24 protein-coding genes and 1 pseudogene are annotated in these 22,628 nt (G+C 62.5%); 17 read left to right on the top strand and 8 right to left on the bottom strand.

The window, feature by feature from the left end; translation table 11 throughout:
- Positions 1–85: 85 nt before the first annotated feature.
- From EOA13_RS19170 to EOA13_RS19150, 5 genes are all read right to left on the bottom strand, one after another.
- The gene (locus tag EOA13_RS19170; protein WP_127294982.1) at positions 86–718 is read right to left on the bottom strand and encodes a hypothetical protein; all 633 of its coding nucleotides are present in this window, start codon (positions 716–718) and stop codon (positions 86–88) included.
- Between the two features lie 15 nt (positions 719–733).
- Positions 734–2,356 (bottom strand): FAD-binding oxidoreductase, encoded by a 1,623-nt coding sequence (locus tag EOA13_RS19165; protein ID WP_127294980.1) that lies wholly within the window; start codon positions 2,354–2,356, stop codon positions 734–736.
- Between the two features lie 229 nt (positions 2,357–2,585).
- Positions 2,586–2,828, bottom strand: a complete 243-nt coding sequence (locus tag EOA13_RS19160; protein ID WP_013530037.1) for a DUF1344 domain-containing protein — start codon at positions 2,826–2,828, stop codon at positions 2,586–2,588.
- A gap of 387 nt (positions 2,829–3,215) precedes the next feature.
- Entirely contained in the window at positions 3,216–4,166 is a 951-nt protein-coding gene (locus EOA13_RS19155) for a hypothetical protein (protein ID WP_245490426.1), read from the bottom strand.
- An 83-nt stretch (positions 4,167–4,249) separates the two neighbouring features.
- Positions 4,250–5,308, bottom strand: coding sequence for a CapA family protein (locus EOA13_RS19150; protein ID WP_127294976.1), 1,059 nt, complete (start codon positions 5,306–5,308; stop codon positions 4,250–4,252).
- 106 nt (positions 5,309–5,414) lie between these two features.
- On the opposite strand from EOA13_RS19150, the gene EOA13_RS19145 reads away from it, so the two are divergent.
- From EOA13_RS19145 to EOA13_RS19110, 8 genes are all read left to right on the top strand, one after another.
- Positions 5,415–6,677 (top strand): hypothetical protein, encoded by a 1,263-nt coding sequence (locus EOA13_RS19145; RefSeq protein WP_127294974.1) that lies wholly within the window; start codon positions 5,415–5,417, stop codon positions 6,675–6,677.
- Between the two features lie 36 nt (positions 6,678–6,713).
- A complete protein-coding gene (locus EOA13_RS19140) occupies positions 6,714–6,968 on the top strand; it encodes a hypothetical protein (RefSeq protein ID WP_127294971.1) in 255 nt (84 codons plus the stop codon).
- A 145-nt stretch (positions 6,969–7,113) separates the two neighbouring features.
- Positions 7,114–8,736: a DUF2778 domain-containing protein gene (locus EOA13_RS19135; RefSeq protein WP_127294969.1), complete on the top strand. Its 1,623-nt coding sequence runs from the start codon at positions 7,114–7,116 to the stop codon at positions 8,734–8,736.
- A gap of 128 nt (positions 8,737–8,864) precedes the next feature.
- Complete coding sequence (uvrB, locus tag EOA13_RS19130; protein WP_127294967.1) at positions 8,865–12,155, top strand: excinuclease ABC subunit UvrB; 3,291 nt, start codon at positions 8,865–8,867, stop codon at positions 12,153–12,155.
- A 387-nt stretch (positions 12,156–12,542) separates the two neighbouring features.
- A complete protein-coding gene (locus EOA13_RS19125; RefSeq protein WP_127294965.1) occupies positions 12,543–14,066 on the top strand; it encodes an ABC-F family ATP-binding cassette domain-containing protein in 1,524 nt (507 codons plus the stop codon).
- Between the two features lie 107 nt (positions 14,067–14,173).
- Entirely contained in the window at positions 14,174–14,479 is a 306-nt protein-coding gene (locus EOA13_RS19120; protein WP_127295102.1) for a type II toxin-antitoxin system RelE/ParE family toxin, read from the top strand.
- Positions 14,480–14,491: 12 nt separating this feature from the next.
- Positions 14,492–14,791, top strand: a complete 300-nt coding sequence (locus tag EOA13_RS19115; protein WP_164780173.1) for a HigA family addiction module antitoxin — start codon at positions 14,492–14,494, stop codon at positions 14,789–14,791.
- 145 nt (positions 14,792–14,936) lie between these two features.
- Complete coding sequence (locus EOA13_RS19110) at positions 14,937–15,095, top strand: hypothetical protein (protein ID WP_023809790.1); 159 nt, start codon at positions 14,937–14,939, stop codon at positions 15,093–15,095.
- A 14-nt stretch (positions 15,096–15,109) separates the two neighbouring features.
- Here EOA13_RS19110 and EOA13_RS19105 read toward each other — a convergent pair whose 3' ends face one another.
- Positions 15,110–15,724 carry a glutathione S-transferase family protein gene (locus EOA13_RS19105; RefSeq protein WP_127294963.1) on the bottom strand — a complete coding sequence of 205 codons (615 nt, stop codon included), beginning with the start codon at positions 15,722–15,724 and terminating at the stop codon, positions 15,110–15,112.
- Between the two features lie 239 nt (positions 15,725–15,963).
- Between EOA13_RS19105 and EOA13_RS19100 the strand changes: the two genes are divergently transcribed.
- Both EOA13_RS19100 and EOA13_RS19095 read left to right on the top strand, forming a co-directional pair.
- Positions 15,964–16,392, top strand: a complete 429-nt coding sequence (locus EOA13_RS19100) for a glyoxalase/bleomycin resistance/extradiol dioxygenase family protein (RefSeq protein WP_127268665.1) — start codon at positions 15,964–15,966, stop codon at positions 16,390–16,392.
- Between the two features lie 75 nt (positions 16,393–16,467).
- Positions 16,468–16,821 carry a DUF1428 family protein gene (locus tag EOA13_RS19095; RefSeq protein ID WP_127294961.1) on the top strand — a complete coding sequence of 118 codons (354 nt, stop codon included), beginning with the start codon at positions 16,468–16,470 and terminating at the stop codon, positions 16,819–16,821.
- A 194-nt stretch (positions 16,822–17,015) separates the two neighbouring features.
- Here the strand turns inward: EOA13_RS19095 and EOA13_RS19090 are convergent, their stop codons facing one another.
- Positions 17,016–18,638 carry a tetratricopeptide repeat-containing sulfotransferase family protein gene (locus tag EOA13_RS19090; RefSeq protein ID WP_245490425.1) on the bottom strand — a complete coding sequence of 541 codons (1,623 nt, stop codon included), beginning with the start codon at positions 18,636–18,638 and terminating at the stop codon, positions 17,016–17,018.
- A 253-nt stretch (positions 18,639–18,891) separates the two neighbouring features.
- On the opposite strand from EOA13_RS19090, the gene EOA13_RS37940 reads away from it, so the two are divergent.
- From EOA13_RS37940 to EOA13_RS19060, 7 genes are all read left to right on the top strand, one after another.
- Positions 18,892–19,143, top strand: coding sequence for a hypothetical protein (locus EOA13_RS37940; protein ID WP_164780171.1), 252 nt, complete (start codon positions 18,892–18,894; stop codon positions 19,141–19,143).
- 219 nt (positions 19,144–19,362) lie between these two features.
- Positions 19,363–19,569, top strand: a complete 207-nt coding sequence (locus EOA13_RS19080) for a cold-shock protein (protein WP_127294955.1) — start codon at positions 19,363–19,365, stop codon at positions 19,567–19,569.
- 144 nt (positions 19,570–19,713) lie between these two features.
- On the top strand, positions 19,714–19,983 hold the full coding sequence (locus EOA13_RS19075) for a hypothetical protein (RefSeq protein WP_127294953.1): 270 nt from the start codon (positions 19,714–19,716) through the stop codon (positions 19,981–19,983).
- Entirely contained in the window at positions 19,980–20,261 is a 282-nt protein-coding gene (locus EOA13_RS19070; protein WP_127294951.1) for a hypothetical protein, read from the top strand. Before EOA13_RS19075 ends, EOA13_RS19070 begins: the two co-directional genes overlap by 4 nt.
- A gap of 34 nt (positions 20,262–20,295) precedes the next feature.
- Positions 20,296–20,433: a hypothetical protein gene (locus EOA13_RS37935; RefSeq protein ID WP_164482279.1), complete on the top strand. Its 138-nt coding sequence runs from the start codon at positions 20,296–20,298 to the stop codon at positions 20,431–20,433.
- Positions 20,434–20,533: 100 nt separating this feature from the next.
- Positions 20,534–20,752, top strand: coding sequence for a hypothetical protein (locus EOA13_RS19065; protein WP_127294949.1), 219 nt, complete (start codon positions 20,534–20,536; stop codon positions 20,750–20,752).
- Between the two features lie 149 nt (positions 20,753–20,901).
- The gene (locus EOA13_RS19060) at positions 20,902–22,455 is read left to right on the top strand and encodes an EAL domain-containing protein (RefSeq protein ID WP_127294947.1); all 1,554 of its coding nucleotides are present in this window, start codon (positions 20,902–20,904) and stop codon (positions 22,453–22,455) included.
- Between the two features lie 31 nt (positions 22,456–22,486).
- Here EOA13_RS19060 and EOA13_RS38800 read toward each other — a convergent pair.
- Positions 22,487–22,628: pseudogene (locus EOA13_RS38800) on the bottom strand (peptidase); the annotation flags it as partial.

Raw genomic sequence — 22,628 nt, 5'->3', positions numbered from 1 at the left:
TCCAACATCCGGATCGTCAGAATAACTTGAGCCGCCGTTATGCAAAAGTATGGATTCCCCCCGAAACCCAAACTGAGAGACGAGCCTAGTCCCGCTGCAGCTTGACTTTCAGGCTCTGCCAGAACTTGTCGATAAGCGGCTTTTCGGTCGCTGCATCCTCGCCGGCAACGCGGGTGATGAACAGCAGCCCCCGATCGGCCAGGCCGAAGCCGACGATCTCGAAATCGGCGGTGTCGGTGCGTGTCTTCACCTCGGCGCGAATCCCGGTCAATTCCTTGCCGTCGGCGAGTTTGCGCGTCGTCGGCTCCTGCGTCAGCTTGGCGCCGGCCTGCACCGATTCCTTGGTCATCTCCTGCAGCATCAGCTGGTTGAGCGACACCGGATTCATCTTGCCATATTCCTGCACGACGACGATCGTGCCGAGAGCCGACGCCATCAGATACTGCGTGATATCATCGCCGAGATCGGTCTTGGTCACCGAGATGCTGCTGGGGTGAACGAAGGAGAAAACGCTGCCGGAAAAGGTGGCGAAGTCGTTGCGCTCGAGCGTCACCTTGCCCTGCTTGCCGCCAGGCAAGGTCACGTCTGCGCTCTCGCCGGGATCGATATCGACCGTCACACCGTCGATGGTCAGCTTGAAGGCCTTGAGATCCTCGGCTCCGGCAGGGCCAGCGCACAGCGCGATGAGGATGAGTGCCGCGGCTGATACCTTGCGCATGAAGTCTCCTAACGTCTACGCCACCCCGCTCAGCGCCTTGATGGCACGGTAGAAGGTCGAGGAAAACAGTTCCGTCGGGTCATACTGCCGCTTCGCCGCCAGGAAGGCCGGCAGTTCGGGATAGGAGGCCAGCAATTCCCTGGTCGTATAATGCAGCTGGTAAGGCAGGAAGAAGCGCCCGCCATGCTTGATCGTCACGTCGATCAGCGCCCGCGTCAGCGCGCGCATCCTGGCATTGCCGTCGGCATCGGTCGGCTGGTTGATGTAGAGCACCAGCGAATAGGCCGGCTCCGGCGCGTAGGTCAGCGCAACATCCTCCTTGTGGACAATGCGCACCGAAGCATTGAGCACCGGCAGCGTCTGGTTGCGCAGGATCTCGCGCGCTTCCGCGATGAATTCGACATAGGCGGCACGTGGAATAAAATATTCGTGCAGGATGTCGGTCTCTTCTATTTGATCGTTGAAGAGATAGGGCACCGAATCGTGCATCGGGTTGTTGCGGGTGACGAGACAGGCCTCGCCCTCGGCCATGGCCGAAGTACGCGCCACCGTGCAGCTTTCGAATTTCGGCTCCAGCGTCTTTTCGGTGAACCACTTCAACTCCTGGAACAGGCTGCCCCATTTCGCCAGGTTGATGATCACCCGCTTCAACCCGACTGAACCCGGCTCGCCGATCTCAGGCTGATCCGCCGGCGGCTGCTCCGCCACCTTGTCGTAACGGTAGACGATCATATCCTCGAGGAAATTGCCGGGGGCCGTCGACAGATGGCCGTAGAACAGGCCGATATTCTTGTTCGGCTCCAGCACCTCGGCGAAGAATTTCGGAAAATCGTCCGATCTGATGATTTCGCGCGAGGTCCGGTAGACGGCATTGTCGACGATATCGAGCGTCGCCTCCAGCACCACGCCGAACAGGCCGTAGCCGCCGACGACGTGGCGGAACAGATCGGTGTTCTCGGTGGGCGAGCAGGTCGTCACCGAACCGTCGGCCAGCATCACCCGCATCGAGCGGATCGAGCTCGCCACCGAACCCGCCTGGTGGTCCATGCCGTGCGCATTGACCGACAGCGAGCCGCCGACCGAGAAGATGTCGGTCGACTGCATCGCCTTCACCGCAAAGCGCGGATGCAGAAGGTTCTGGATGTCGTGCCAGCGCGCGCCCGGCTGCAAGGTGATGGTCTTCGCCGCCGCATCCACGGTCACCTTGTTGAACTTTCTGAGGTCGAGTACCAGCGCGTTGTCGTCGAAGGCATGCCCGCCCATCGAATGGCGGATGGCGGCCAGCGAGACTTTCAGGCCATTGGCACGCGCGAAGGCCAGCGCATTGGCGATGTGCTCGTCCTCGCTGACCTCGACGACGCCGTAGACCGGCGTCATCGACAGGCCGCTGGCATCGTTGATGTCGCCGCCTTTTGCCGACCAGGGCAGTGACGCGTCGAAAGCCGGCGCATTGTCCAGCGGCTCCAGAGGCAGCGCAAACCCGTCAATATCGGCTATCCGTCCGGCGTTCTTTGGCGCCGAAGGTCCGCGTGCCAGCCGCGCCACCGTGTTGCCGCCCCACAGCACCGCGCCGCCGACGACAGCCGCGCCCAGCAGCAATCGCCGCGACAGGCGAAACCCTTTTTGTTTGTCGGCCATGAATATCCCCCGTTGGCCAAGGGATAGCGCGGCTTTTTGGCAAAAACCATAGCGATGCCGCCGGACAGCGTTCCGCCGGCCGGCCCTGGGGCTCAGCCGGAAGACCTTATCCAGGTCGCCCGGCATCGAGAGCCGACGGATGAAAATGGCCGATCCCAGAGGGACCGGCCATGAGTGCAACAGGGATTAAAATCCGGTCAGCAGGTCTGCCGACGCACGATGCTCTCGCCTACGAGGCCTTCTTGATCGACGTCACGATGCCGGTCTTGTCATCGACGGTCACCGCCACCTTGGCGCCGACCTTCAGTTTCCCGATCGTCGCTTCCGGCGACAGCTGGTAGATCTTGCCGTCGTCGAGGGTGATCGACTTGGTCGTCGGGTCGACGGCCTGGATGGTGCCCTGAACGGTCGCGGCATAGGCCGTGCCAAGGAAGGCGAGCAGAGCGGCGGTGGTTGCGAGGGTCTTCTTCATGGGTAAGCACTCCGTGCTGTTTCACTTTTCCGGACCGTCGCCTTGGGAAACGACAGCACCGGACGGCCTGAAACTGGAACGGAAAGCTCTCCCTCCGCAAATCACGTTGGGTGAATTTTCGTAAACAATATCATAGGCTTAATTCCGACATATTGCTTGCTGCCGACATCATTTCAAGCCGCTTCGGCTCCCCATGAGCGCACTTCTGTCCGCGAAAAGAGTCGCTTGGCCGATTGTGACGGCGGCTTTGGATCGCCACGCGGCCGCTGCAATCCACCTCGGGCGGCATCACGAAACAGCCTGCTGACCGATCGTCGATACAAGTTTTGTTTCATGAGTCAGAGGCGGACTATAGACACGACAAATACGGCTTCGACGGCTGAGGGCTCAGCCCGCCTCGTCCTTCGCGCCGATCTTGCGCACAAGTGCCGCCGTCGCCAGCATCGCGCCCATGTCCGATATCATCGGCGCGACATGCGTGGTGTAATCGAGCGGCACCGAAATATCCGGCAGCTCGAAGAAATTCTTCGTCTGCGGCAACAGCAGGAACCCATCGCTGCCGTTGAGTGCGACGCGGGCCGGATCGTCCGGCCAGGTTTCGCCAAGCCATTTCAGCGCCTGCGCCAGCCGGCCGCTCACCAGTGGCTGTGCCGCCCCGAGATTGTCGGTGCGGAACTCGTACGCGGCGTCGAGCGCCACGTCGCCACTGGACAGCTCCTGCAGCTTGCTGGCGAAGATGCCGCGAAAGAAGCTGATGACCGCGTTGGTCCGGCGCGTCGCCACCAATATGCCGGGGAACGGCGCGATGGTCTCGAAGGCGACGATGACGCCCTGAAAGGCCGTCGACGAGCCCTTGCCCGACCCTTCCCGCAGATGCGCCTCATAGAGCTCGAACGGAAACCCTTCGTAGCGGCCCGCGACGATATCATCGAACGCCTGCCGGTTGAACGGACCAACCGCCGTGCGCGGCAACCGGTCGAAGGAATTCGGCGTCACGCCATGCTGGTAGCGCATGTCGGCGATGAAGCCGAAGATGATCGGCAACAGCGTCTCGCGGAACGATTGCTGCAGCCGCGTCGCCGGTTTCCTGGCCTGAAAATAGAGCAGGATCGAAGCCGCGAAGCCGATGACATACAGGAACACATGCGGCGTCGAGACCCATTGCTCGTTGGGGTCGGCGACCTTGTTGAACAGCCAGGCGACCAGCACCACGGCCACCAGCACCAGGCCGACGAACACCGGCACCCGCCAGCGCACCTGCCTGACCGCCGACGCCCTCGCCGCTTCATAGGCCGCGATGTCTTTCCGGATGCCGGCGATGACCGTTTCGCTCGGCATGAAATCCGCTGTTTCCACCGCTATCCCCGCAAGCTTGCCTCTGCGGGAGCATGATAGTTGGTTTTGCAGGGGCCGCCAGACGTTTAAGCGGGGACGCCTTGATCGGTTGGTGGAGAGGGGAAGATCGCTTTCAGTCGCTCCGCGACCTTGTCACGCATTCGGCCCTCCAAAGCCTCCACCAACACCAGCCGCTCATGGTCGCCGGCGCGCAGGCGCATGAAGGGATGCAGCCGGTAAGACGCGATCGTCCCGCGCGTACCGGCATCGGCACTGACATCGACAGTGAGGATAGAACCGATGCGACCCGGCCATGGCTGGCGGGCGAAGGCGGTGCCGAGGAAATCGCCAAGTCCATAAGCGACCACCGTCTTGACGATCCTTTCCACCGGCTGCACGACATGGGCGTGATGGCCGGCGATCAGTCCGACGCCCTGCCCGGCCAGCCGCCTGGCCAGCGCCCGCGTCTCGGCACGCGGAAAATGCCGGAACTCCCAGTCCCAATGCGGCACGGCGCAGAGAAGATCCAAGCCAGCGCGCGGCCAGCCCGTCGGATCGCTGTCCATCGAAACGCGCCCCGCAAACAGTTTTTCATCGGCGTTGCGCCACAGCGTGAAGGCGGCGAAGCCGATATCAAGCGGTCCGACCTGGACAGGCACCACCGGGCCATTGGCGGCCAGGCCGACCGTGCGGATGCCGAGCCGCTGCAACGCCGCCACCGTCTCGTCGAAACCGGCGATGCCCTGATCCAGCACATGGTTGTTGGCCAGCGACAGCACGAGCCTTTCTCGCGCAATACCAACCGCCGCCAGCGCCTCGGCCAGAAACAACTCGCTCATCGCATGATGCGTGCCGAGCCTTGTGCCCAGCGCCGCGCTTGGTCTGTCCACCACGGGGCTTTCGCAATTGCCGATCACCAGATCGGCAGCGCCGAGCAGCGCCTTGATCGCCGGATCGCAATCCGGCGCGCTGCGGTTGGCCACCGCCGAGATGTCCCCGACAAAGGCAAGCCGCATTGTCTGCCTCGGCGGCGGATCCATAAGCGTCCCAGCCATCGGCGCAAAGTCTTGCACGTCGCCGGCCAGAGACGGCTTCAAGAAACGCGGCAGCCAGGACAGTTTGTAGGAAAACGGATAATTCGACACGCGATGCCCAATTGTTTGCCCTGTGTAGACCGTCCGGCGGGCGGGTTGAAGCGCAGCGCTGCAAATGGTGTATATCTGCGCTGCGCGACAAATATTGGGGGAAAAGATGACACGACTGGCAGGCCTGCTGACCGCTTTCATTTTGCTCCTGCCGCTGTCTTCCGCGTCGGCGGCAATGCCCGAAGCGGCTACCCGACTGTTCGAGGCGAAGAGCGTGGCCGCGCGCGACGCTGCCCTGTCGATGCTGGAGGCCGCCGCGCCAAACGACCCGGCATCCGCCTATGCGGCCGGGGCGGGCGAGTTCTTCACCGCATTGGAGATCCTGGCCACCGGCCTGCACCGCCATGGTTTCGAAAGCCCGCAGTCCTTCATGCTGCCGCTGATGCGGTTGCCGGTGCCCGACAATCCCAATCCCGAGCCGCTGACTTACGAGCAGTTCCGCGCCATCCTGGTCGGCTTCCGCGACCGGCTGGAAAAATCCGCGGCGACGTTTGCGTCGGTGCCGGCGAACGCCGATATCGGCATGGCGATCGATCTCACCCGTGCGGGCATAGACCTCAACGAGGACGGCACCATCGCTCCGGACGAGAGCATGGCGGCGATCATCGCCGCGTTGTCCCGTGGCGGCATTACATCGGACGACGCCGTCCCCACGCTCACCTTCCGTTTCGACCGCGCCGACGGATACTGGCTGCAGGGCTATGCCGAGTTCCTGATGGCGCAGGCCGATTTCTGGCTTGCGCATGATTTCAGGAGCACCTTCGACGGCTCGTTCCACATGCTGTTCCCGCGCGCCAAGCTGCCGTTGCAGGATATTCTGGTGCCGCCGGCCGGCGACATGGGCTCGAGCATCTTCTCCTCGGAATGGCGCATCGCCGATTTCATCTCGATGGTGCATCTCATCAACTGGCCGGTGGTCGAAGCGGAGCGCCGGCAAGCGGCGCGCCGCCACCTGCTGGAAATGATCCGGCTGTCGCGCGAGGACTGGAAGGCGATCCGCGCCGAGACCGACAATGACCGCGAATGGCTGCCTGGACCGCAGCAGAAGGGCGAGAACCCGCTCACCGGCCTCGAAGTCGGCGAGGAGCAGGTTCAGGCCTGGCTCGCCGCCCTGACCATGGCCGAAGATCTCCTGGAGGGCCGCAAGTTGCTGCCGCATTTCCGCGTCACCGCCGGCACGGGCCTTGGCATCAACATGAAGCGCTTCTTCGATGACCCGAAAAACTTCGATCTGGTGCTGTCGATTACCGGCCCGGCCATCGCGCCCTACCTCGAAAGCGGCGAGCTCGTCACCAGCAGCGATTTCGACCAGATCCAGCGCCAGTTCGGCGGCGGCGGGTTTCTGACCTTTGCGCTCTGGTTCAACTGAGGGCGGGATGTTTGAGGCCCTTCCGCAGGGGAAATCTTGGCAAGACCGGCAACATTTTTACTGGAAACAGGCGCCTTTCCCAAGCGATGTCTGCTGGCAGTCACCTCACTGCAGATGCCGCGCGAAGGCGCTTCGCAAAAATTAGCAGTGGCTGTTTTGCTTGACTCGGCCGCCAAAAACAGGCAGCAAAACCAGGTCGGAAGGGCGACAACACCACTTTCCTGGCCGTGGACGAAGGCTGATTTGGCCAAAATCCACATCTCGTCGTTGGTTTTGAGAGGAATTGATTAACCAACTTTGTCCATATTTTGAAGCAATTGGCAACCAACTACAGACGCGGCAAACGCGTCGGGGACCACCTGGGATCACTCACAGAATGGTCGTCGCGGCTCTCAAGGCCACGTACGGGGAAACCGATTGAAGCGAGATTGGTTGCATGGCGTTGTTGAGTACACATAAAAAAAACCGGGGACAGCGCGAAGGCGGCGAGTTCGTCGATGCTCCGCGTTCCTCTTCCTTCAACGCTGGCCGGGTGGCCCGCTGGGTCGCGCTGCCCTGCGCCAGCACCGCCATCGGCCTTTGGCTGATCGGCACCATGGCCGGCCTCAGTTCCGTCGGCGCCTCGCTGTCGGCGACTTCGGTTGGCCTGCCCCAGACGCTGTCCATGCCGGGATCGCTCGCACTTGCCGATCCGCTGAAACAGCACTTCTTGAAAGCACCCTTCGTGCTGGCCAATGCCAATGGCGGCACTCAGGCCCTGCATGATCATTCGGTGCAGTGCGGTGCCAGCTGTTTCAAGCTGGCCAGGGTAAGCTCGCAGGCGGAAAAGTCCGAACGCCTTGTGGCGCAAGCAAAGCCGACGCCCGCCGCCGTGAAGTCGAAGGCGCAGGAGCGCTTCGAACGCATGGAAGGGTCGCTTTCGCCGATGAAGCTGGCCGCTGCCTTTGCCGACGCCGGAAAGCCTGCCGCCACTGCCAACACGCGCCCGGTGATCTCCACCGTCGCACCACGAATTACCGAGGCATCGTTGGTGCCGTCCGTCCAGGTCACGGCCAGCCTCTCCGACAACATGCCAGTTCCGGCGGCCGAACGTTTCGCCCGGCTGGATACCGGCTCGGTGGTCGTGCAGACCGCACCGCAGCCGATGGGCTTTGCCCAATCCGATACGCCGGACAATTCGCAGTTGGCGCTTGCTCTGGTGCAGTCGCTGCCGGCCGACGACGAGGCGTTCGCCTCACCGCTGCCGATCGAGGAATCGTCAGCCGACATCGCGGTTTCACCCGTCGAAACCCAGCAGGATCAACCCGGCGATGCCGCCTCGCTGCCGGACGCGCTGACCGACGACGTGCCGTTGCCGACCCGCCGCCCGCAATTCGACCCGCCGCAGCCCAAAATCGTCCAGCAGCAGCCTAAGCCCGTTCAGCAGCCCAAATCTGTTCAGCAGCTCAAACCCGCCCAGCAATCGAAGCCGGCACGCGAGACGGTCCAGCAGGCCCAGCCGGCAAAACCGACGCGGCAAGGCCGGCCGGCCGATGGCGGCGATGTGCTGGCCTATGCTAAGCCCGACACGCCTTCGGGCGGCCTTGGCAAGGCGTTCAGAAATCTGTTCAACTCGCCGGGATCCAGAAGCGGAGCCGGAAATGGCGTCGCCGTCTACGATATCAGCGCCGGCACCGTCTACATGCCTGACGGCTCAAGGCTCGAGGCTCATTCTGGCATCGGCGCCATGACGGACCAGCCGCGTTATGCCAACCAGAAGAACCGCGGACCGACACCGCCCAACACCTACAATCTGTCGCTGCGCGAGACACGCTTCCACGGAGTGGAGGCCTTGCGCCTGACACCGGCCGATGGCCGCAACAAATACAATCGCGACGGCTTTCTGGCCCATACCTACCTGCTTCGAGGCCGCTACGGCCAGTCGAGCGGTTGCGTCGCCTTCAAGGACTATGCGCGCTTCCTCGCCGCCTACAAGAAGGGCAAGATCAAACGCCTTGTCGTGGTGCCGCGCCTGAACGGGTCGGCGACGCAGGTCGCATCAGCCGCCAGGGGCGTGTAGCGAGAAGAGGCTTTCGGCCGCACCTTCCCGCCTGCTCCTGACAGCCTGCTGTCAGGAGCAGCGCTGTCCGGCACGCCTCGCCCCACCGCGCTCTTTCCATTTTGGCCAGGAAATCCCATATTCGGGACATGGCCAAATCTCCCGATCAGAAAACGCCGCCGACGGCGAATGACGACCGCGCCGCGCCGAAGCGGCGCAGCCCACTGACCGATTTCCTGGACGCTTCGGAGCCGCTGCACAAAGGCGGCTTCGCCGAGATGCCGCAGCCGGAGCTCTCTGGCACGCCGCTGACCGGTTCGATCGCGGATTGGGCCGAGCAGATCGAGCAGGAAGCCGAAAACGAAGGACGCCGCCAGATCTCCCCCCTCGAGGGGGAGATGTCGCCGAAGGCGACAGAGGGGGTCGTCACAGAAGGCACCGCCGGGACGTCGAACCCGGTCGAACCGACCCCACCCGGCGGCTCCGCCGCCACCCTCCCCTCAGGGGGGAGGGAAAGCGCCAAGTCGAAGAAGATACCCGAGCGCTCAAGCTCGCCGGGACGCAGTTCGCGCGGCACCTCGATGGGTGGCGCGGCGTCAGCCAGGGAGCGCACCGCCGCCGGCCTCAATCCGGTCGCCGGCCTCGACATCTCGCTGGAAGACGCCGAGACGATGGCTTCGGGCAGCGTCACCGCGACGGTGGCGGCACTGTCGGCGCTGATCGAATCCGGCAATCCGCTGCACAAGGACGGCGTGCTGTGGACGCCGCACCGCCCTGCCCGCCCCGAAAAATCCGAAGGCGGCATCGCCATCAAGATGGTGTCGGATTTCGAGCCGGCCGGCGACCAGCCGACCGCCATCAAGGATCTGGTCGAAGGCGTCGACAACAACGACCGCACCCAGGTGCTGCTCGGCGTCACCGGCTCCGGAAAAACCTTCACCATGGCCAAGGTGATCGAGGAGACGCAGCGCCCCGCCTTGATCCTGGCGCCGAACAAGACGCTGGCGGCGCAGCTCTATTCCGAGTTCAAGAAATTCTTCCCGGAAAACGCCGTCGAGTATTTCGTCTCCTACTACGACTACTACCAGCCGGAAGCCTACGTCCCGCGCACCGACACCTTCATCGAGAAGGAGTCCTCGATCAACGAGCAGATCGATCGCATGCGCCACTCGGCGACGCGTTCGCTGCTCGAGCGCGACGACGTCATCATCGTCGCCTCTGTGTCCTGCATCTATGGTATCGGCTCGGTCGAAACCTATACGGCGATGACCTTCCAGATGCAGATCGGCGATCGGCTCGACCAGCGCGCGCTGCTCGCCGATCTCGTCGCCCAGCAGTACAAACGGCAGGACATCAATTTCGTTCGCGGCTCGTTCCGCGTGCGCGGCGACACGATCGAGATCTTCCCGGCCCACCTTGAGGATCGCGCCTGGCGCATTTCAATGTTCGGCGACGAGATCGAGCAGATCACCGAGTTCGACCCGCTGACCGGCCAGAAGACCGGCGAGCTGAAAAGCGTCAAGATATACGCCAATTCGCACTATGTGACGCCGCGCCCGACCCTCAACCAGGCCATCAAATCGATCAAGGAGGAACTCAAGCATCGGCTGGTCGAACTTGAGCGCGCCGGCCGCCTGCTTGAGGCGCAGCGGCTGGAACAGCGCTGCCGGTTCGACCTCGAAATGCTGGAAGCCACCGGCTCCTGCGCCGGCATCGAGAACTATTCGCGCTATCTCACCGGCCGCCAGCCGGGTGATCCGCCACCGACGCTGTTTGAGTACATTCCCGACAACGCGCTGGTGTTCATCGACGAAAGTCATGTCACCGTGCCGCAGATCGGCGGCATGTATCGAGGCGACTTTCGCCGCAAGGCGACGCTGGCCGAATACGGCTTCCGTCTGCCGTCCTGCATGGACAACCGGCCGCTGCGCTTCGAGGAATGGGACGCCATGCGCCCGCTTTCGGTCGCCGTCTCGGCGACGCCCGGCAGCTGGGAAATGGAGCAGGCCGGTGGCGTCTTCGCCGAGCAGGTCATCCGCCCGACCGGCCTGATCGACCCGCCGGTCGAGGTTCGCCCGGCCAAGACCCAGGTCGACGATGTCGTTGGCGAAATCCGCGACACCACCAAGGCCGGCTACCGCACGCTGGTCACCGTGCTGACCAAGCGCATGGCCGAGGACCTGACCGAGTATCTGCACGAGCAAGGCATCCGCGTCCGCTACATGCACTCCGACATCGACACGCTGGAGCGCATCGAGATCCTGCGCGATTTGCGGCTCGGCGCCTTCGACGTGCTGGTCGGCATCAACCTGCTGCGCGAAGGCCTCGACATTCCCGAATGCGGTTTCGTCGCCATTCTCGATGCCGACAAGGAAGGTTTCCTGCGCTCGGAAACCTCGCTGATCCAGACCATCGGCCGCGCCGCCCGCAATGTCGACGGCAAGGTCATCCTCTATGCCGACCAGGTCACCGGCTCGATGGAGCGCGCGATGGCCGAAACCAACCGCCGCCGCGAAAAGCAGGTGGAGTGGAACGAGGCCAACGGCATCACCCCGGAATCGGTCAAGTCGCGCATCTCCGACATCCTGGATTCGGTCTACGAGAAGGACCATGTCCGCGCCGACATCTCGCAGTTCACCGACAGCGCCGGCGCCATGATGGGCAACAATCTGAAGGCCCATCTCGACGCGATGGAAAAGCAGATGCGCGATGCCGCGGCCAATCTCGACTTCGAGAAGGCGGCTCGCATCCGCGACGAGATCAAGCGCCTGCGTGAGATGGAACTGTCCATCTCCGAAGACCCGCTGGCCAAATACGCCGACATGGAAAGTCCTGCCTCAGGTCGCGAAAAGGGCAAGCACAACAAGGGCGTGGCCAAACATCGGACAGCAGAGGAACAGGAGCGTTTCCGCAAGCTCGACGCGGCACAGGCCGCAGAGGAAGCCGCCAGGGCCGCCCGGCCCAACCTCTTCCGCAAACCAGCGCTCGACGAAATGGGCGCCGATGGCGCCGTACCGATAAAGAAGCCGCTGTTTGCCAAGCCTTCGATCGACGATATGGGCCCTGGCACCGACATGACGACACCGGCCGGCGCCGTGTCGCGCTCGCTGTTCAAGAAACAGTCAGCCGAAGAGGCACATGGCTCCGATTTCGGCATTCCCGGCGAGCCGGTCAAGCCGCTGTTCAAGAAGAACTCGCTTGATGAGATGACCGTGCGGCGGACCGAAAAGCCGGTCGAAGGAAAGATGCCGGCCAAGCCGCAGCCGATCTCCCCCCAAGTGGGGGAGATGTCCGGCAAGACAGAGGGGGGCGCGAAGGAACGCGACGATTCCGCTAAGCCAATTGTTCGCCAGCGCACCGGCATCGGCTCCTACGAGGATCCAGGCGACGCCCGCCGCGAAAAGCGCAGGCCCGGCAAGACCGGACGGCCAGGGAAGTAGTTCATTCAAACGCCGGCAGGACAGCGCCCCCCTCTGTCCTGCCGGACATCTCCCCCACGAGGGGGAGATTGGCAGCTTCACCGCATCGCTCCCTCCTGGACCGCCCACTTGCCACCAGCCTCGCCTTTGGTGTAATCGCTCCGCACACTCGAACGTCTTGAAAGGAGGGCTCACGTGTTTACGTTTCATCGTCACCATCGTCAGCGTGGCCCGATTTCTGCCCTGCGAGCTTGCTTGCAGGGCTGACCAGGGACGGTCCGGGTTTTCCCGCTTCGATTTTTTGGTCTGCCCTTCGTGGTGTTGCAACGCCGAGCCTGATGGCCAGCCTGCGCACCGTCAAAGTGCATTGAACCGGACTTTTCCTCCGGCAAGACCAGAGAAATCAAAATGGCCCTGATCAGCCTCAAATCCCTCGGCGTCACCATGAGTGCGCCGCTATTTGCCAATCTCGACCTCACCATCGGCTCCGGCGACCGGCTCGGCATTGTCGCCGCCAATGGCCGCGGCAAGTCGACCTTGCTGAAATGCCTGACCGGCGAGATGGAGCCGACCTCCGGTGACATCACCCGCACGCGCGGCCTGCGCGTCGGTCATGTCGAGCAATCCGTTGCCCCGGCCCTTCTCACCCGCAGCTTCCATCAGGTAGTGGCCGACGTCTTGCCGCCCGAGCAGGCTGAAAGCGAGCTGTGGCGCGTCGACGTGGTTCTCGATTCACTCGATGTGCCGGAGCCCATGCGCGAGCGGCCAATGCAGGCGCTGAGCGGCGGCTGGCAGAGACTGGCGCTGATCGCCCGCGTCTGGGTGACAGATCCGGACGTGCTGCTGCTCGACGAGCCGACCAACCATCTCGACCTTGCTCGCATCAGCCAGTTGGAAACCTGGCTCAACGCATTGCCGCGTGAGGTGCCGGTCGTCATTGCCAGCCACGACCGCGCCTTTCTCGACGCCGCCACCAACCGGACGCTGTTCCTGCGCCCGGAACAGTCGCCGGTGTTTGCCCTGCCCTACTCCCGCGCCAGGCTGGCGCTCGACGAGGTCGACGCCTCGACCGAGCGCAAGTTCCAGCGCGACATGAAGGTGGCGCAGCAATTGCGCCGACAGGCGGCCAAGCTCAACAACATCGGCATCAATTCGGGCAGCGATCTGCTGACGGTCAAGACCAAGCAACTCAACCAGCGGGCCGAAAAACTGGAGGAAGCGGCCAACCCGGCGCATCGCGAGAGGTCGGCCGGCGCCATCAAACTGGCCAATCGCGGCACCCATGCCAAAGTGCTGATCACGCTCGATGACGCGGCGGTGGAAACACCCGACGGCACACTGCTGTTTCAGACCGGCAAGCGCCATATCTGCCAGGGCGACCGCATCGTGCTGCTCGGCCGCAATGGCGTCGGCAAGTCGCGCTTCGTCACCTTGATCCGCAATGCCATCATCGAACCGGACACGGTGCGGAATGTGAAGGTGACGCCGTCGACCGTGCTCGGCTACAGCGACCAGGCGCTGTCCGGCATCAGCGGCGACGACACGCCGCTGGCGATGGTCTCGCGCCGCTACGATGTCGGCGAGCAGCGCGCACGGTCCTTGCTGGCCGGCGCCGGCGTGGTCATCGAGATGCAGGAGAAAAAGATCGGCGTGCTGTCCGGCGGCCAGAAGGCGCGGCTGATGATGCTGGCCCTCAGGCTCGCCGATCCCAACTTCTATCTGCTCGACGAGCCGACCAACCATCTCGACATTGACGGCCAGGAAGCACTGGAAGCGGAACTGCTGGCACATCAGGCAAGCTGCGTGCTCGCCTCGCACGACCGCTCCTTCATCCGCGCCATCGGCAATCGCTTCTGGCTGATCGAGAAGCGGCGGCTGACCGAAGTCGAAGACCCGGAGGATTTCTTCCGCTCGGTGGTTGAAACGGGCTGAGTGGCGGACAAAATCCCGTGCATATGAAGTTCCGGCTTGCCCAGGGCGGGCCGGAGTTTCGTATCATCTTATGAGACGTCTTCTTGACTTCCGAAGCGTATCATGCGATGGTACGATCACCCGGATCGGCAGATGATACGCTCGTTCAAGGACAAGATCAGCGAAGCCGTTTCGAACGGCAAGGCTCCGAAGGTTTCCCATCGGACCTTGTCCGCTCAGCCCAGCGGAAGCTGTTCATGATCGACAACGCCTCCGAACTGTCGGATCTGAAGACACCTCCCGGCAACAGGCTTGAGCCGCTGAAGGGTAATCGTGCGGGTCAGCATTCGATCCGCTTCAACGACCAGTTTCGCGTCTGCTTTCGGTGGGTGGAGGGGCAAGCGGAGGATGTTGAAATCACCGACTATCATTGAAGAGGGTTCAAAATGCTGAACATCAACCCACCTATCCATCCTGGGGAAATTCTCCGTGAGGAATATCTCGTGCCGCTTGGCTTGAAGCCTTACACGCTTGCCAAAAAGCTGCATGTGCCCCGCACGCGCATCGAGCGCCTGGCCAGCGAGACGACACCGGTAACGCCCGACACCGCGTTGCGCCTTGCGAAGTTCTTCGGAACCACGCCACAGTTCTGGATGAATATGCAGGCGAGCTACGACCTTGCCGTCGAAGGAGAGGCGAAAAAGGCCGATCTTGAAAAGATCGAACGTCTACAAACCGCTGCGTGAACCAACCGCGTTGGCAACAACCCGCTTCAAGCAGGCTAAGGAGGTCGCGATAAAAAAATTTCGACGGTCTGTCGGATAGCCTCAGCCAGCCCCGTCCTTGGGATGCCGACACGATGATGCCGGCGCCAACCCAGGGAGAATTATCATGTCGGTTCTTTCATCCATCGGTCGCATCGCAACCCGGTATGCGGCAGCGCGCGCTCGTCACCGCAGCGAGCGCATCCTGCTTTCACTGCCTGCCTCGCTGCGCAAGGATATCGGCTTTCCGGACGTCTTCGACGCGCAAAACGGCCGCCGCCCCTGATCTCGCGAGGCCAGTCAGTCATGCGTATCACCTGAAAGCGGCGTCGCCTGCATCGATACGCGTTTTTCGAAAGCCTCGAACCAGTGCGTCAGCCGCGCCCGCGAGCGAAAAGGCGGCAGGTGGCGGAACGCCATCCAGGACAGCGTGGTGGCCAAGGCGATGTGGCCGACATGGAGCGGTGCCTCGTCGTCCAGCGTGCTTTCGATCCAGTCGTAGCTCGCCTCGATCTTTTCCCGGTATCCGTCGGCGAGAGCACCATAGCGCAGCTTTTCGAGTCTCCTTTCTGTCTCCCAGCGCAAAGCGATGCCTGTCTGCGCGAGGCCCTGGGCGACCGACTGAAGCCGCAACGCCTGGCAGCGCGCTTCGCCATCCTGCGGCAGCAGCTTGCGGCCGTCATGCAGCGTGTCGAGGTAGGCGCAAATGACATCGGAATCGAATATCGGCGACGCATTTGGCCGCAACAGCACCGGCACCTTGCCAAGCGGATTTTCGGTGTAGACATCGGCGTTGCGCAGGGTCGGACTGGTCTCGTGATGAATGACCTCGAGCTGATCGGCAATGCCGGCCTCATGAGCGAAGACGAGCGCCTTACGCGCGAAGGGTGAGTGGGTCTGATAGTAGAGGATCATTGCCATCCCGGGGCTGAAGCGGCGTTCGCGTGATCCATCTGTTCTAGCCCGCGAGCAGCGAGAATTGCGCTCTGATTGGGGCCCGCCGACGCAAGTTCGTTTCAGGCCTCTCGCTCGAGCCCGCGGGCTGTCCGGGATTATTAAGGGCCGACCGCCAAAAAAATTTCGCCGCCATGTAGGATCGCTGCCGCCTGATCCGTCCTATGGCTCGCAAGGCCAAACGCAAAGAGGAGCAAGACATGACCGACCAGACCCCCGTTCAGCCCGCGGCCAAAGTGCTCGGCGGATTGACCCCCTATCTGCAGCTGGATGGCGCCTTCAAGGCTGCCGAATTCTACAAGAAGGCCTTCGGCGCGGAGCAGGTCTTTGCCTACCCGGCGGACGAAAAAGGCCGCACCATGCACATTCACCTCCACATCAATGGCTCGACCCTCATGCTCTCCGATTTCTATCCAGAAAACGGAATGCCCGCCGTCAAGCCGCAGGGGTACACCATGCAGCTTCACCTCGGCAGCGACGACATCGAAGCCTGGTGGAAGCGCGCTGTCGATGCCGGCTGCGAAGTCGCCGTGCCGCTCCAAGTCATGTTCTGGGGTGATCAGTGGGGCAATATGCGTGACCCGTTCGGCGTCGAATGGGCGATGAACGCGCCGGTGAAGAAAGCCTGATCTGCCGCCGATGGCCCGAGCCCCTCACCGGCCAGTGCCGGTGAGGCCCTGTGAACTTCCAGGAGGAGATCCAAAATGTCCTATGTCGATGGTTTCGTACTTGCCGTATCCAAGGCAAAACTCGATGACTACAAGAAGCTGGCCAACCTCGCAGGGCCTATCTGGAGGGAGCATGGCGCGCTCGCCTATGTCGAATGCATCGGCGACGACGTGCCCTATGGCGAGGTCACGTCCTTCCCGCGTGCCGTGCAGGCCAAGGACGACGAGATCGTCGTCTTCGCCTGGGCGGTCTATGAGTCGCGGGAGAGCCGCGATGCCGTCATGGCCAAGGTGATGGCCGACCCGCGCTTGAAGGCCGATTGGGCGGACATGCCGTTCGACGGCAAGCGCATGATCTTCGGTGGCTTCAAGCCATTCATTGAGATGTAGGCGCGCCGACCCAAGGTGGCCTGCACACCAAATACTCCAAGCCCGTCGCGCGGATTCCTTTCGCGCGGCGCTTTCTTGCTCTTAACCTAATCGCCCATCGCTTCGTCATCCTATGGCGGAGCAAGGAGCGAAGCGAAGCGGCGCAGGTCATAGGATGACGAAGCTTGTGCTTCGGCTAAACTGTGACCAGGCCGCTAATCCAGCTTGTCCAGCAGCGGCTTGAGCCGGTCTCCATAGCGCTTCCACAGATCGACCGACCCCTGATACATCGGCTGGCGCACCTGTGCGGCTGAAGCCGTGCGAACCGGTCGGTCGGTCTCGTGGAACGATAGAGCCGCATCGTCCCAAGGCAGGCCGAGATGAGCGATCAATGCCCGCGTCTGTCCGTCCTGGTCGGCGACAAAATCCTCGTAGCGTACATCGTGCACGACGCCCGGCAGCACCGTGTGCCAATGCTTCATGATGTCGGTGTAGAGATTGTGGAAGTCGGCGAGCTCGCCGAGATCGTAGCCATAGCGATGGCTGTCGCCGCGGAAATGCACCTTGTAGATCGACAGGCAGGTGGCCGCCGCATCGCGCGCGCAGTGGATGATCCTGGCCTTCGGCATCATCATGTGGATGAAGCCGACAAGCAGGAAGTTGCCTGGCATTTTGTCGGTGACGTGACGCATGTTCGGATAGCGGGCATGCAGCATGTCGAGATAGGCTTGGCCTGCCTCGGCAAAATCCGCATCGCCCATATCCGATACGCCCCATGGGAAGCCACCCGGCATGGTCGCCGGGAACTGCTTGCCGACCGCCTTCTTCAAGATGCTGAGCTCGCCTGCGCCGTAGACCTGCGGATGGCTGGCAATGATCTGCTCGACCAGCGTCGTGCCCGAACGCGGCATGCCGACGATGAAGATCGGCGTGTCGTCGCTGATTGAGCTGGGCCTGTGCTTCTCGAAGAAGCCGGCATCGAAGGTGGCCTTCATCGCTTCGAACTCGGCCCGCGTCCTGGCCTGATCGTAGTCGATGCCTTTGCGGCGGATCGCATTGCCTTCGGCGAAATAGTCGAAGGCCCGGCCATAATCCCTGAGATCGTCATTCGCCTTGCCGAGTCCGAAAGACAGCTGCATGCGTGCCAGGCTGTCCTGCGGCGCCTTGGCATGCTGGGCCTCCATGCCCCCAAGCTCGCTGTCGCGCTCCTTCTGGCGCTTGACCTGCGTCAGCATCAGCCAGGCTGTGGCCATGGCGGGATTGATCGCCAACGCCTGCCGGAACAGGTCGGCCGCCTCGTCGAGCTTGCCCTTTTCCATCAACCCGACGCCGAGCCCGTGCAGCAGGTCGGCATCCTTGGGCCGGATCGTCAGCGCTTCGCGGAAGACGGCGAGCGCCTCATCCAGCCGCCCGGCTTCCTGCAGGGTTTCGGCAAGCCCGATGCGGGCGCGCACATGAAATGGGTTGCGTGCAACCGTGCCGCGATAAATCTCTTCGGCCTCTTCGAACTGGCCGACCTGTTTCAGCGATGAGCCGAGATTGTCGCGCGCGGCGAGCTGGTCCGGCCGCAGATCCACCGCGCCGCGGAAGAAATCGATGGCCGCAGCAGGGCGGCCGAGGTCGCGCATCACCGTACCGAAATTGTTGAGGAAATCGGGATTCGTCGGCTGCAGGCTCACCGACCGTTCGATGAGATCCAGCCCTTCTTCGCTGCGCCCGGTCTGGTGCAGCAGCAGTCCCAGGAAATGCGCCGCGGCCGCATGCTTGGGCTGACGCGCCAGCACCTGCCGGTAGATCGTCTCAGCCTCTTGCCGGCGCCCCGCCTGATGCAGTTGCAACGCCTGCTGCACATACTGGTCGAGGCCCAGCGGTGGCTGTCCGCCTGCGCCAGACCTGGCTCCCGCACCCGCCGCTCGTCTTTGATCTCTGTTGATGGGAAACCTGCCGTGTTTTATCCGCCTGTGGCGATCTAGGCCATCGGCGCCGCAGGTTCAAGCCTTCGCTTGCTGTCTCGTCCTTTCGTCAGCGCGGAAAGATCAAATCAGGCGATTGGTCTCGGCAACCTGCCTGGCACGCCGAACCGTTCCATCGGTGTCGGCGATCCTTCGCTTTGCCGCCTCGTCACTTCTGACAGTCAGCCGCGGCGACAGGACAACCATCGGCTTTGCCATTACCGGCTTTGCGACCGGCCTGATCGTTACGGGGGTGCCTATTGGCGTCTTTACGGACATCACGAGGTCTCCTTCTTCAATTCACAAGAAAAATGAAAATACCGGGAGAATTATTCCCGCTAAGCTTCAAACAGTTTTTGAATTGTATGAATTTGTATCATCATTTTTCTGATAGTTACAGCGCGCAATTTTTTGAATGAAACCCAATTTTATTTTAAAACGCCTTGATTAAATTACAACAAAAGCCTATCTGTACAGGATCGCTTTGGGCCAGAATTGGCATCTCGCGGCGTCAGAGGTTCTCGACCCGCCAATCTCAATCCAAATCTTCGATACCGGGCGCGCGGCATATTCGCTCCGCGCGACCATTCTCATTCTTCGAAAGACCGACATGAACACCGGAACCGTGAAGTTCTACAATGGCCAGAAGGGCTTCGGCTTCATTCAGCCGACCGATGGCGGCAAGGACGTCTTTGTCCATGTCAGCGCACTGGAGCGCGCCGACTTCCCTGGCCTCGCCGAAGGCCAGAAGCTGCAGTTCGAGTTGGAGCGTGACACCAAGGGCCGCGAGTCGGCTGCCAATTTGCAATTGATCTGATCCGGCCGAATTCGATGAACGCTGACCACGGATGTACTGGCAGCTCTCGAAAGAGGCTTATTACCAGCGACTGCCGGAAATAGGAAAGCGGGGCTCGTCCCCGCTTTTTTGTTTTCAGGACCGCTGCTTTGGATAGGTAAGACAATGCCGGACCGCAACACCCACTCCATCGCGCACTTCACCGCACCTTTCGTGCTCGGCGGACTGGAAGGGCAGCTGCCGGCCGGCGACTACGACATCGACCACGACGAAGAGCTGATCGAGGGCATGTCGCGGCTTGCCTGGCGCCGCGTCGCCACTTTCATCCATCTGCCGGCAAGGGCAGCGAAAAACCCGCCCACCAGCCAGCTTGTCGCCATCGATTACCTCGAACTCGAAACAGCGCTGAAGCGCGACAGGGAGAATGCAGCATGATCCGTTTCCAGCAGAATGCGCGCCCGCGCACCGACACGCCCGCGCACCAGTTTTCGATCGGTCAGACCGTGCGTATGAAGAGCCGCACCGGCCTCGTCCAGAAGACCGCCGAACTGTTCCAGATCAAGAGCAGGCTGCCGGTCAAGGATGGTTCGCCGCAATACCGCATCCGCAGCGAGCAGGAGACCTATGAGCGGGTCACCACCGAAGACAATCTCGAACCGGCAGATCCGGTTGTTGCCGACAACCCCGTTGTTGCCAGCAACCCGCTCATCTGAGACCCCACCGCCAACACTGAAGCAGGAGCACGACATGTCCAAAGGTCAACAGCGAAGCAACCGCGAAACGCGCAAGCCGAAGAAGGACAAGGTCGTGGCCAAGCCCGCCTCCCCGTTCGGCTCCTCGGTCAAGCAGGCGGAGAGCAGCCTGAAGCCGAAGTCGAAGGGCTGACAAACTGGAGGGCGCGCCTCGTGCGCCCTTTCCGTCGTCCCTCTGTGAGGGGACGAATTGACTGAACAGGCCCGCGCAATGCTCTGCCACGGAGGCGCGCTTGAATTTCGTCATCGAGTTCTACCGGTCGCGCGACGCCGACGAAGCCACTCTCGACAAGGTATCGCTGGAGGCGCCGAACCTGCGCGCCGCGCTGCAGGGCGCCACCGCGCTGTTCCACACGCTGGCCATGCCGCAAATCCCCGATCGCCTGCGCATCTGCGACGACAATGGCTGCGAGCTTTACGCCGGCCCGGCCGACGGCGCCTACCCGGTTTAGAGCAGCGGTGCTGCCGCACGACTCCATTAAAGTTCACGTAAGATCGAGGCCCTAAGATCCGCCTGAACCGGGCCGCTGCCGCGATTGGTGGCCGAGACGTTGCGGGCGACCACCCACGATCGCCGCTCATACCCGAAGGCAGGAGGCGCATGGACAGGTCGCGCATCATCGTGACGGCGGTGGTGTTGGCCATGCTGGGCGCCATCGTGCCAATCGCGGCTATGTTTCATCTCGCTTGGCTTCAGGCCGTCCAAAAGGAACATGAGCGGCTGCAGTTGTTCGCCAGCCGCGCCATCGCCAGGGCCGACATCTCGCTCAAGGATGCCACCGTCGCCTTGCGGCAGATCGACCAGTTCACCGGCGTCCGCTGTTCGGCGGACCATATAGCCCGCATGCGGCAACTCACCATCAACACGCGCCCGATCGAAGAGATGGGCTATTTCGAAAATGGCCTGCTCAAATGCTCTTCCTGGGGATCGACCGAAGGGCGCGTTGCGCAATCCATCCCGGACTTCACCACCAGGGACGGCATTGCCGTCACCGCCCGCATGCAGCCGGTGATGAGTGAGGGCCATTCGCTGATGGCGCTGCAATACAGGGACCACAACGTCCTTGTCGATCCGGTACGCTTTGTCGACGTCATCGTCGATCCCGGTGTCCAGCTCGCTTTGACGACGCAAACGGGCATCCTGCTTGGCGCGCTGAACGGACCGGATCCCGCCCGCATCGAGAAGATCGTCGCCGGCCCCGGCGAAGGCATCGATGACGATCTCCTGTTTGCCACCGCGCGCGGGACGGGCTGGATCGCTGTCGCCACCGAACCGACAAGCCAGATCCTGGGCAGCGTTCGCCAGCAGCAATTCCTGCTGCTCCCGCTCGGCGCCTTCATGGCCGCCTTTATCATCGGCATGGTTGTCTGGCTGTCGCGAAGGCGGCTTTCACCCCTGGGAGAATTGCAGATCGCCGTGCGCAAGCGCGAATTCATCGTCCACTATCAGCCGATCGTCGAGCTCAGGACCGGCAATTGCATCGGCGCGGAAGCGCTGGTGCGCGGGAAGCGGCCGAACGGTTCCCTGGTCCGGCCCGATCTTTTCATTCCGCTGGCGGAAGAGAGCGGCCTGATCACGGCGATCACCGATCAGGTCATTGCGATGGTTGTGTTCGACCTGAACAGGCTTCTGGTCGCCGACCGCTCGCTTCACATCGCCATCAATCTCAGCGCAACCGATGTCGGCACCGCGCGGGTCCTGCCTATCATCGAAAAGGCGTTGCAGCACACCGGGATCCGGCCCCGGCAAATCTGGCTCGAGGCGACGGAGCGAGGTTTCGTCGATATCAACTCGGCCCGCTCGACGCTCATTCGTGCCCGCGAACTTGGCCACGCAGTGGCAATCGACGACTTCGGCACGGGCTATTCCAGCCTGTCCTATCTCGAGGGGCTGCCGCTCGATGCGCTCAAGATCGACAAATCGTTCATCGATACGATCAGCACGAATTCCGCCACCAGTTCCGTCACCCCGCATATCATCGACATGGCAAAGACACTAAAGCTGAAGATCGTTGCCGAGGGCGTGGAAACGCAGGCGCAAGCCGACTATCTCGCGGCGCGCGACGTCGACTACGCCCAGGGCTGGCTTTTCGCCAGACCCATGCCCGCGTCCGAGTTCATCGCCTACTGTCGCCAGGTGAAGTCGACGGCTTGACGCCTGTCGTCCTCAACAAGGCGCAGCGTTCTCAGCACGGCCCGTCGCCAACGACGCGATAGTCCGCGGCGCGGGCTTCGCAGGAATTGGGGAAGGTGCGCATCTCGCCATGACGGCGGCCGCAGACCGGAGCATATTCGCGGGTGCAGAACGTCTGCTCACCACCACCACCA

Source organism: Mesorhizobium sp. M7A.F.Ca.US.011.01.1.1 (assembly GCF_003998295.1).
GTDB lineage: Bacteria > Pseudomonadota > Alphaproteobacteria > Rhizobiales > Rhizobiaceae > Mesorhizobium.
This window is presented reverse-complemented; position numbering and strand designations above follow the sequence as displayed.

Excerpts from the sequence above, each read along its gene's own strand:
- EOA13_RS19080 (WP_127294955.1), top strand. The coding sequence starts at position 19,363 with ATGAACACCGGAACCGTGAAGTTCTACAATGGCCAGAAGGGCTTCGGC.
- EOA13_RS19115 (WP_164780173.1), top strand. The coding sequence starts at position 14,492 with ATGCTGAACATCAACCCACCTATCCATCCTGGGGAAATTCTCCGTGAG.
- EOA13_RS19095 (WP_127294961.1), top strand. The coding sequence starts at position 16,468 with ATGTCCTATGTCGATGGTTTCGTACTTGCCGTATCCAAGGCAAAACTC.
- EOA13_RS19125 (WP_127294965.1), top strand. The coding sequence starts at position 12,543 with ATGGCCCTGATCAGCCTCAAATCCCTCGGCGTCACCATGAGTGCGCCG.
- EOA13_RS19060 (WP_127294947.1), top strand. The coding sequence starts at position 20,902 with ATGGACAGGTCGCGCATCATCGTGACGGCGGTGGTGTTGGCCATGCTG.
- EOA13_RS19105 (WP_127294963.1), bottom strand. The coding sequence starts at position 15,724 with ATGATCCTCTACTATCAGACCCACTCACCCTTCGCGCGTAAGGCGCTC.
- EOA13_RS37935 (WP_164482279.1), top strand. The coding sequence starts at position 20,296 with ATGTCCAAAGGTCAACAGCGAAGCAACCGCGAAACGCGCAAGCCGAAG.
- EOA13_RS19075 (WP_127294953.1), top strand. The coding sequence starts at position 19,714 with ATGCCGGACCGCAACACCCACTCCATCGCGCACTTCACCGCACCTTTC.
- EOA13_RS19165 (WP_127294980.1), bottom strand. The coding sequence starts at position 2,356 with ATGGCCGACAAACAAAAAGGGTTTCGCCTGTCGCGGCGATTGCTGCTG.
- EOA13_RS19170 (WP_127294982.1), bottom strand. The coding sequence starts at position 718 with ATGCGCAAGGTATCAGCCGCGGCACTCATCCTCATCGCGCTGTGCGCT.
- EOA13_RS19160 (WP_013530037.1), bottom strand. The coding sequence starts at position 2,828 with ATGAAGAAGACCCTCGCAACCACCGCCGCTCTGCTCGCCTTCCTTGGC.
- EOA13_RS19155 (WP_245490426.1), bottom strand. The coding sequence starts at position 4,166 with ATGCCGAGCGAAACGGTCATCGCCGGCATCCGGAAAGACATCGCGGCC.
- EOA13_RS19120 (WP_127295102.1), top strand. The coding sequence starts at position 14,174 with ATGGTACGATCACCCGGATCGGCAGATGATACGCTCGTTCAAGGACAA.
- EOA13_RS19070 (WP_127294951.1), top strand. The coding sequence starts at position 19,980 with ATGATCCGTTTCCAGCAGAATGCGCGCCCGCGCACCGACACGCCCGCG.
- EOA13_RS19145 (WP_127294974.1), top strand. The coding sequence starts at position 5,415 with ATGACACGACTGGCAGGCCTGCTGACCGCTTTCATTTTGCTCCTGCCG.
- uvrB (WP_127294967.1), top strand. The coding sequence starts at position 8,865 with ATGGCCAAATCTCCCGATCAGAAAACGCCGCCGACGGCGAATGACGAC.
- EOA13_RS19100 (WP_127268665.1), top strand. The coding sequence starts at position 15,964 with ATGACCGACCAGACCCCCGTTCAGCCCGCGGCCAAAGTGCTCGGCGGA.
- EOA13_RS19135 (WP_127294969.1), top strand. The coding sequence starts at position 7,114 with ATGGCGTTGTTGAGTACACATAAAAAAAACCGGGGACAGCGCGAAGGC.
- EOA13_RS19110 (WP_023809790.1), top strand. The coding sequence starts at position 14,937 with ATGTCGGTTCTTTCATCCATCGGTCGCATCGCAACCCGGTATGCGGCA.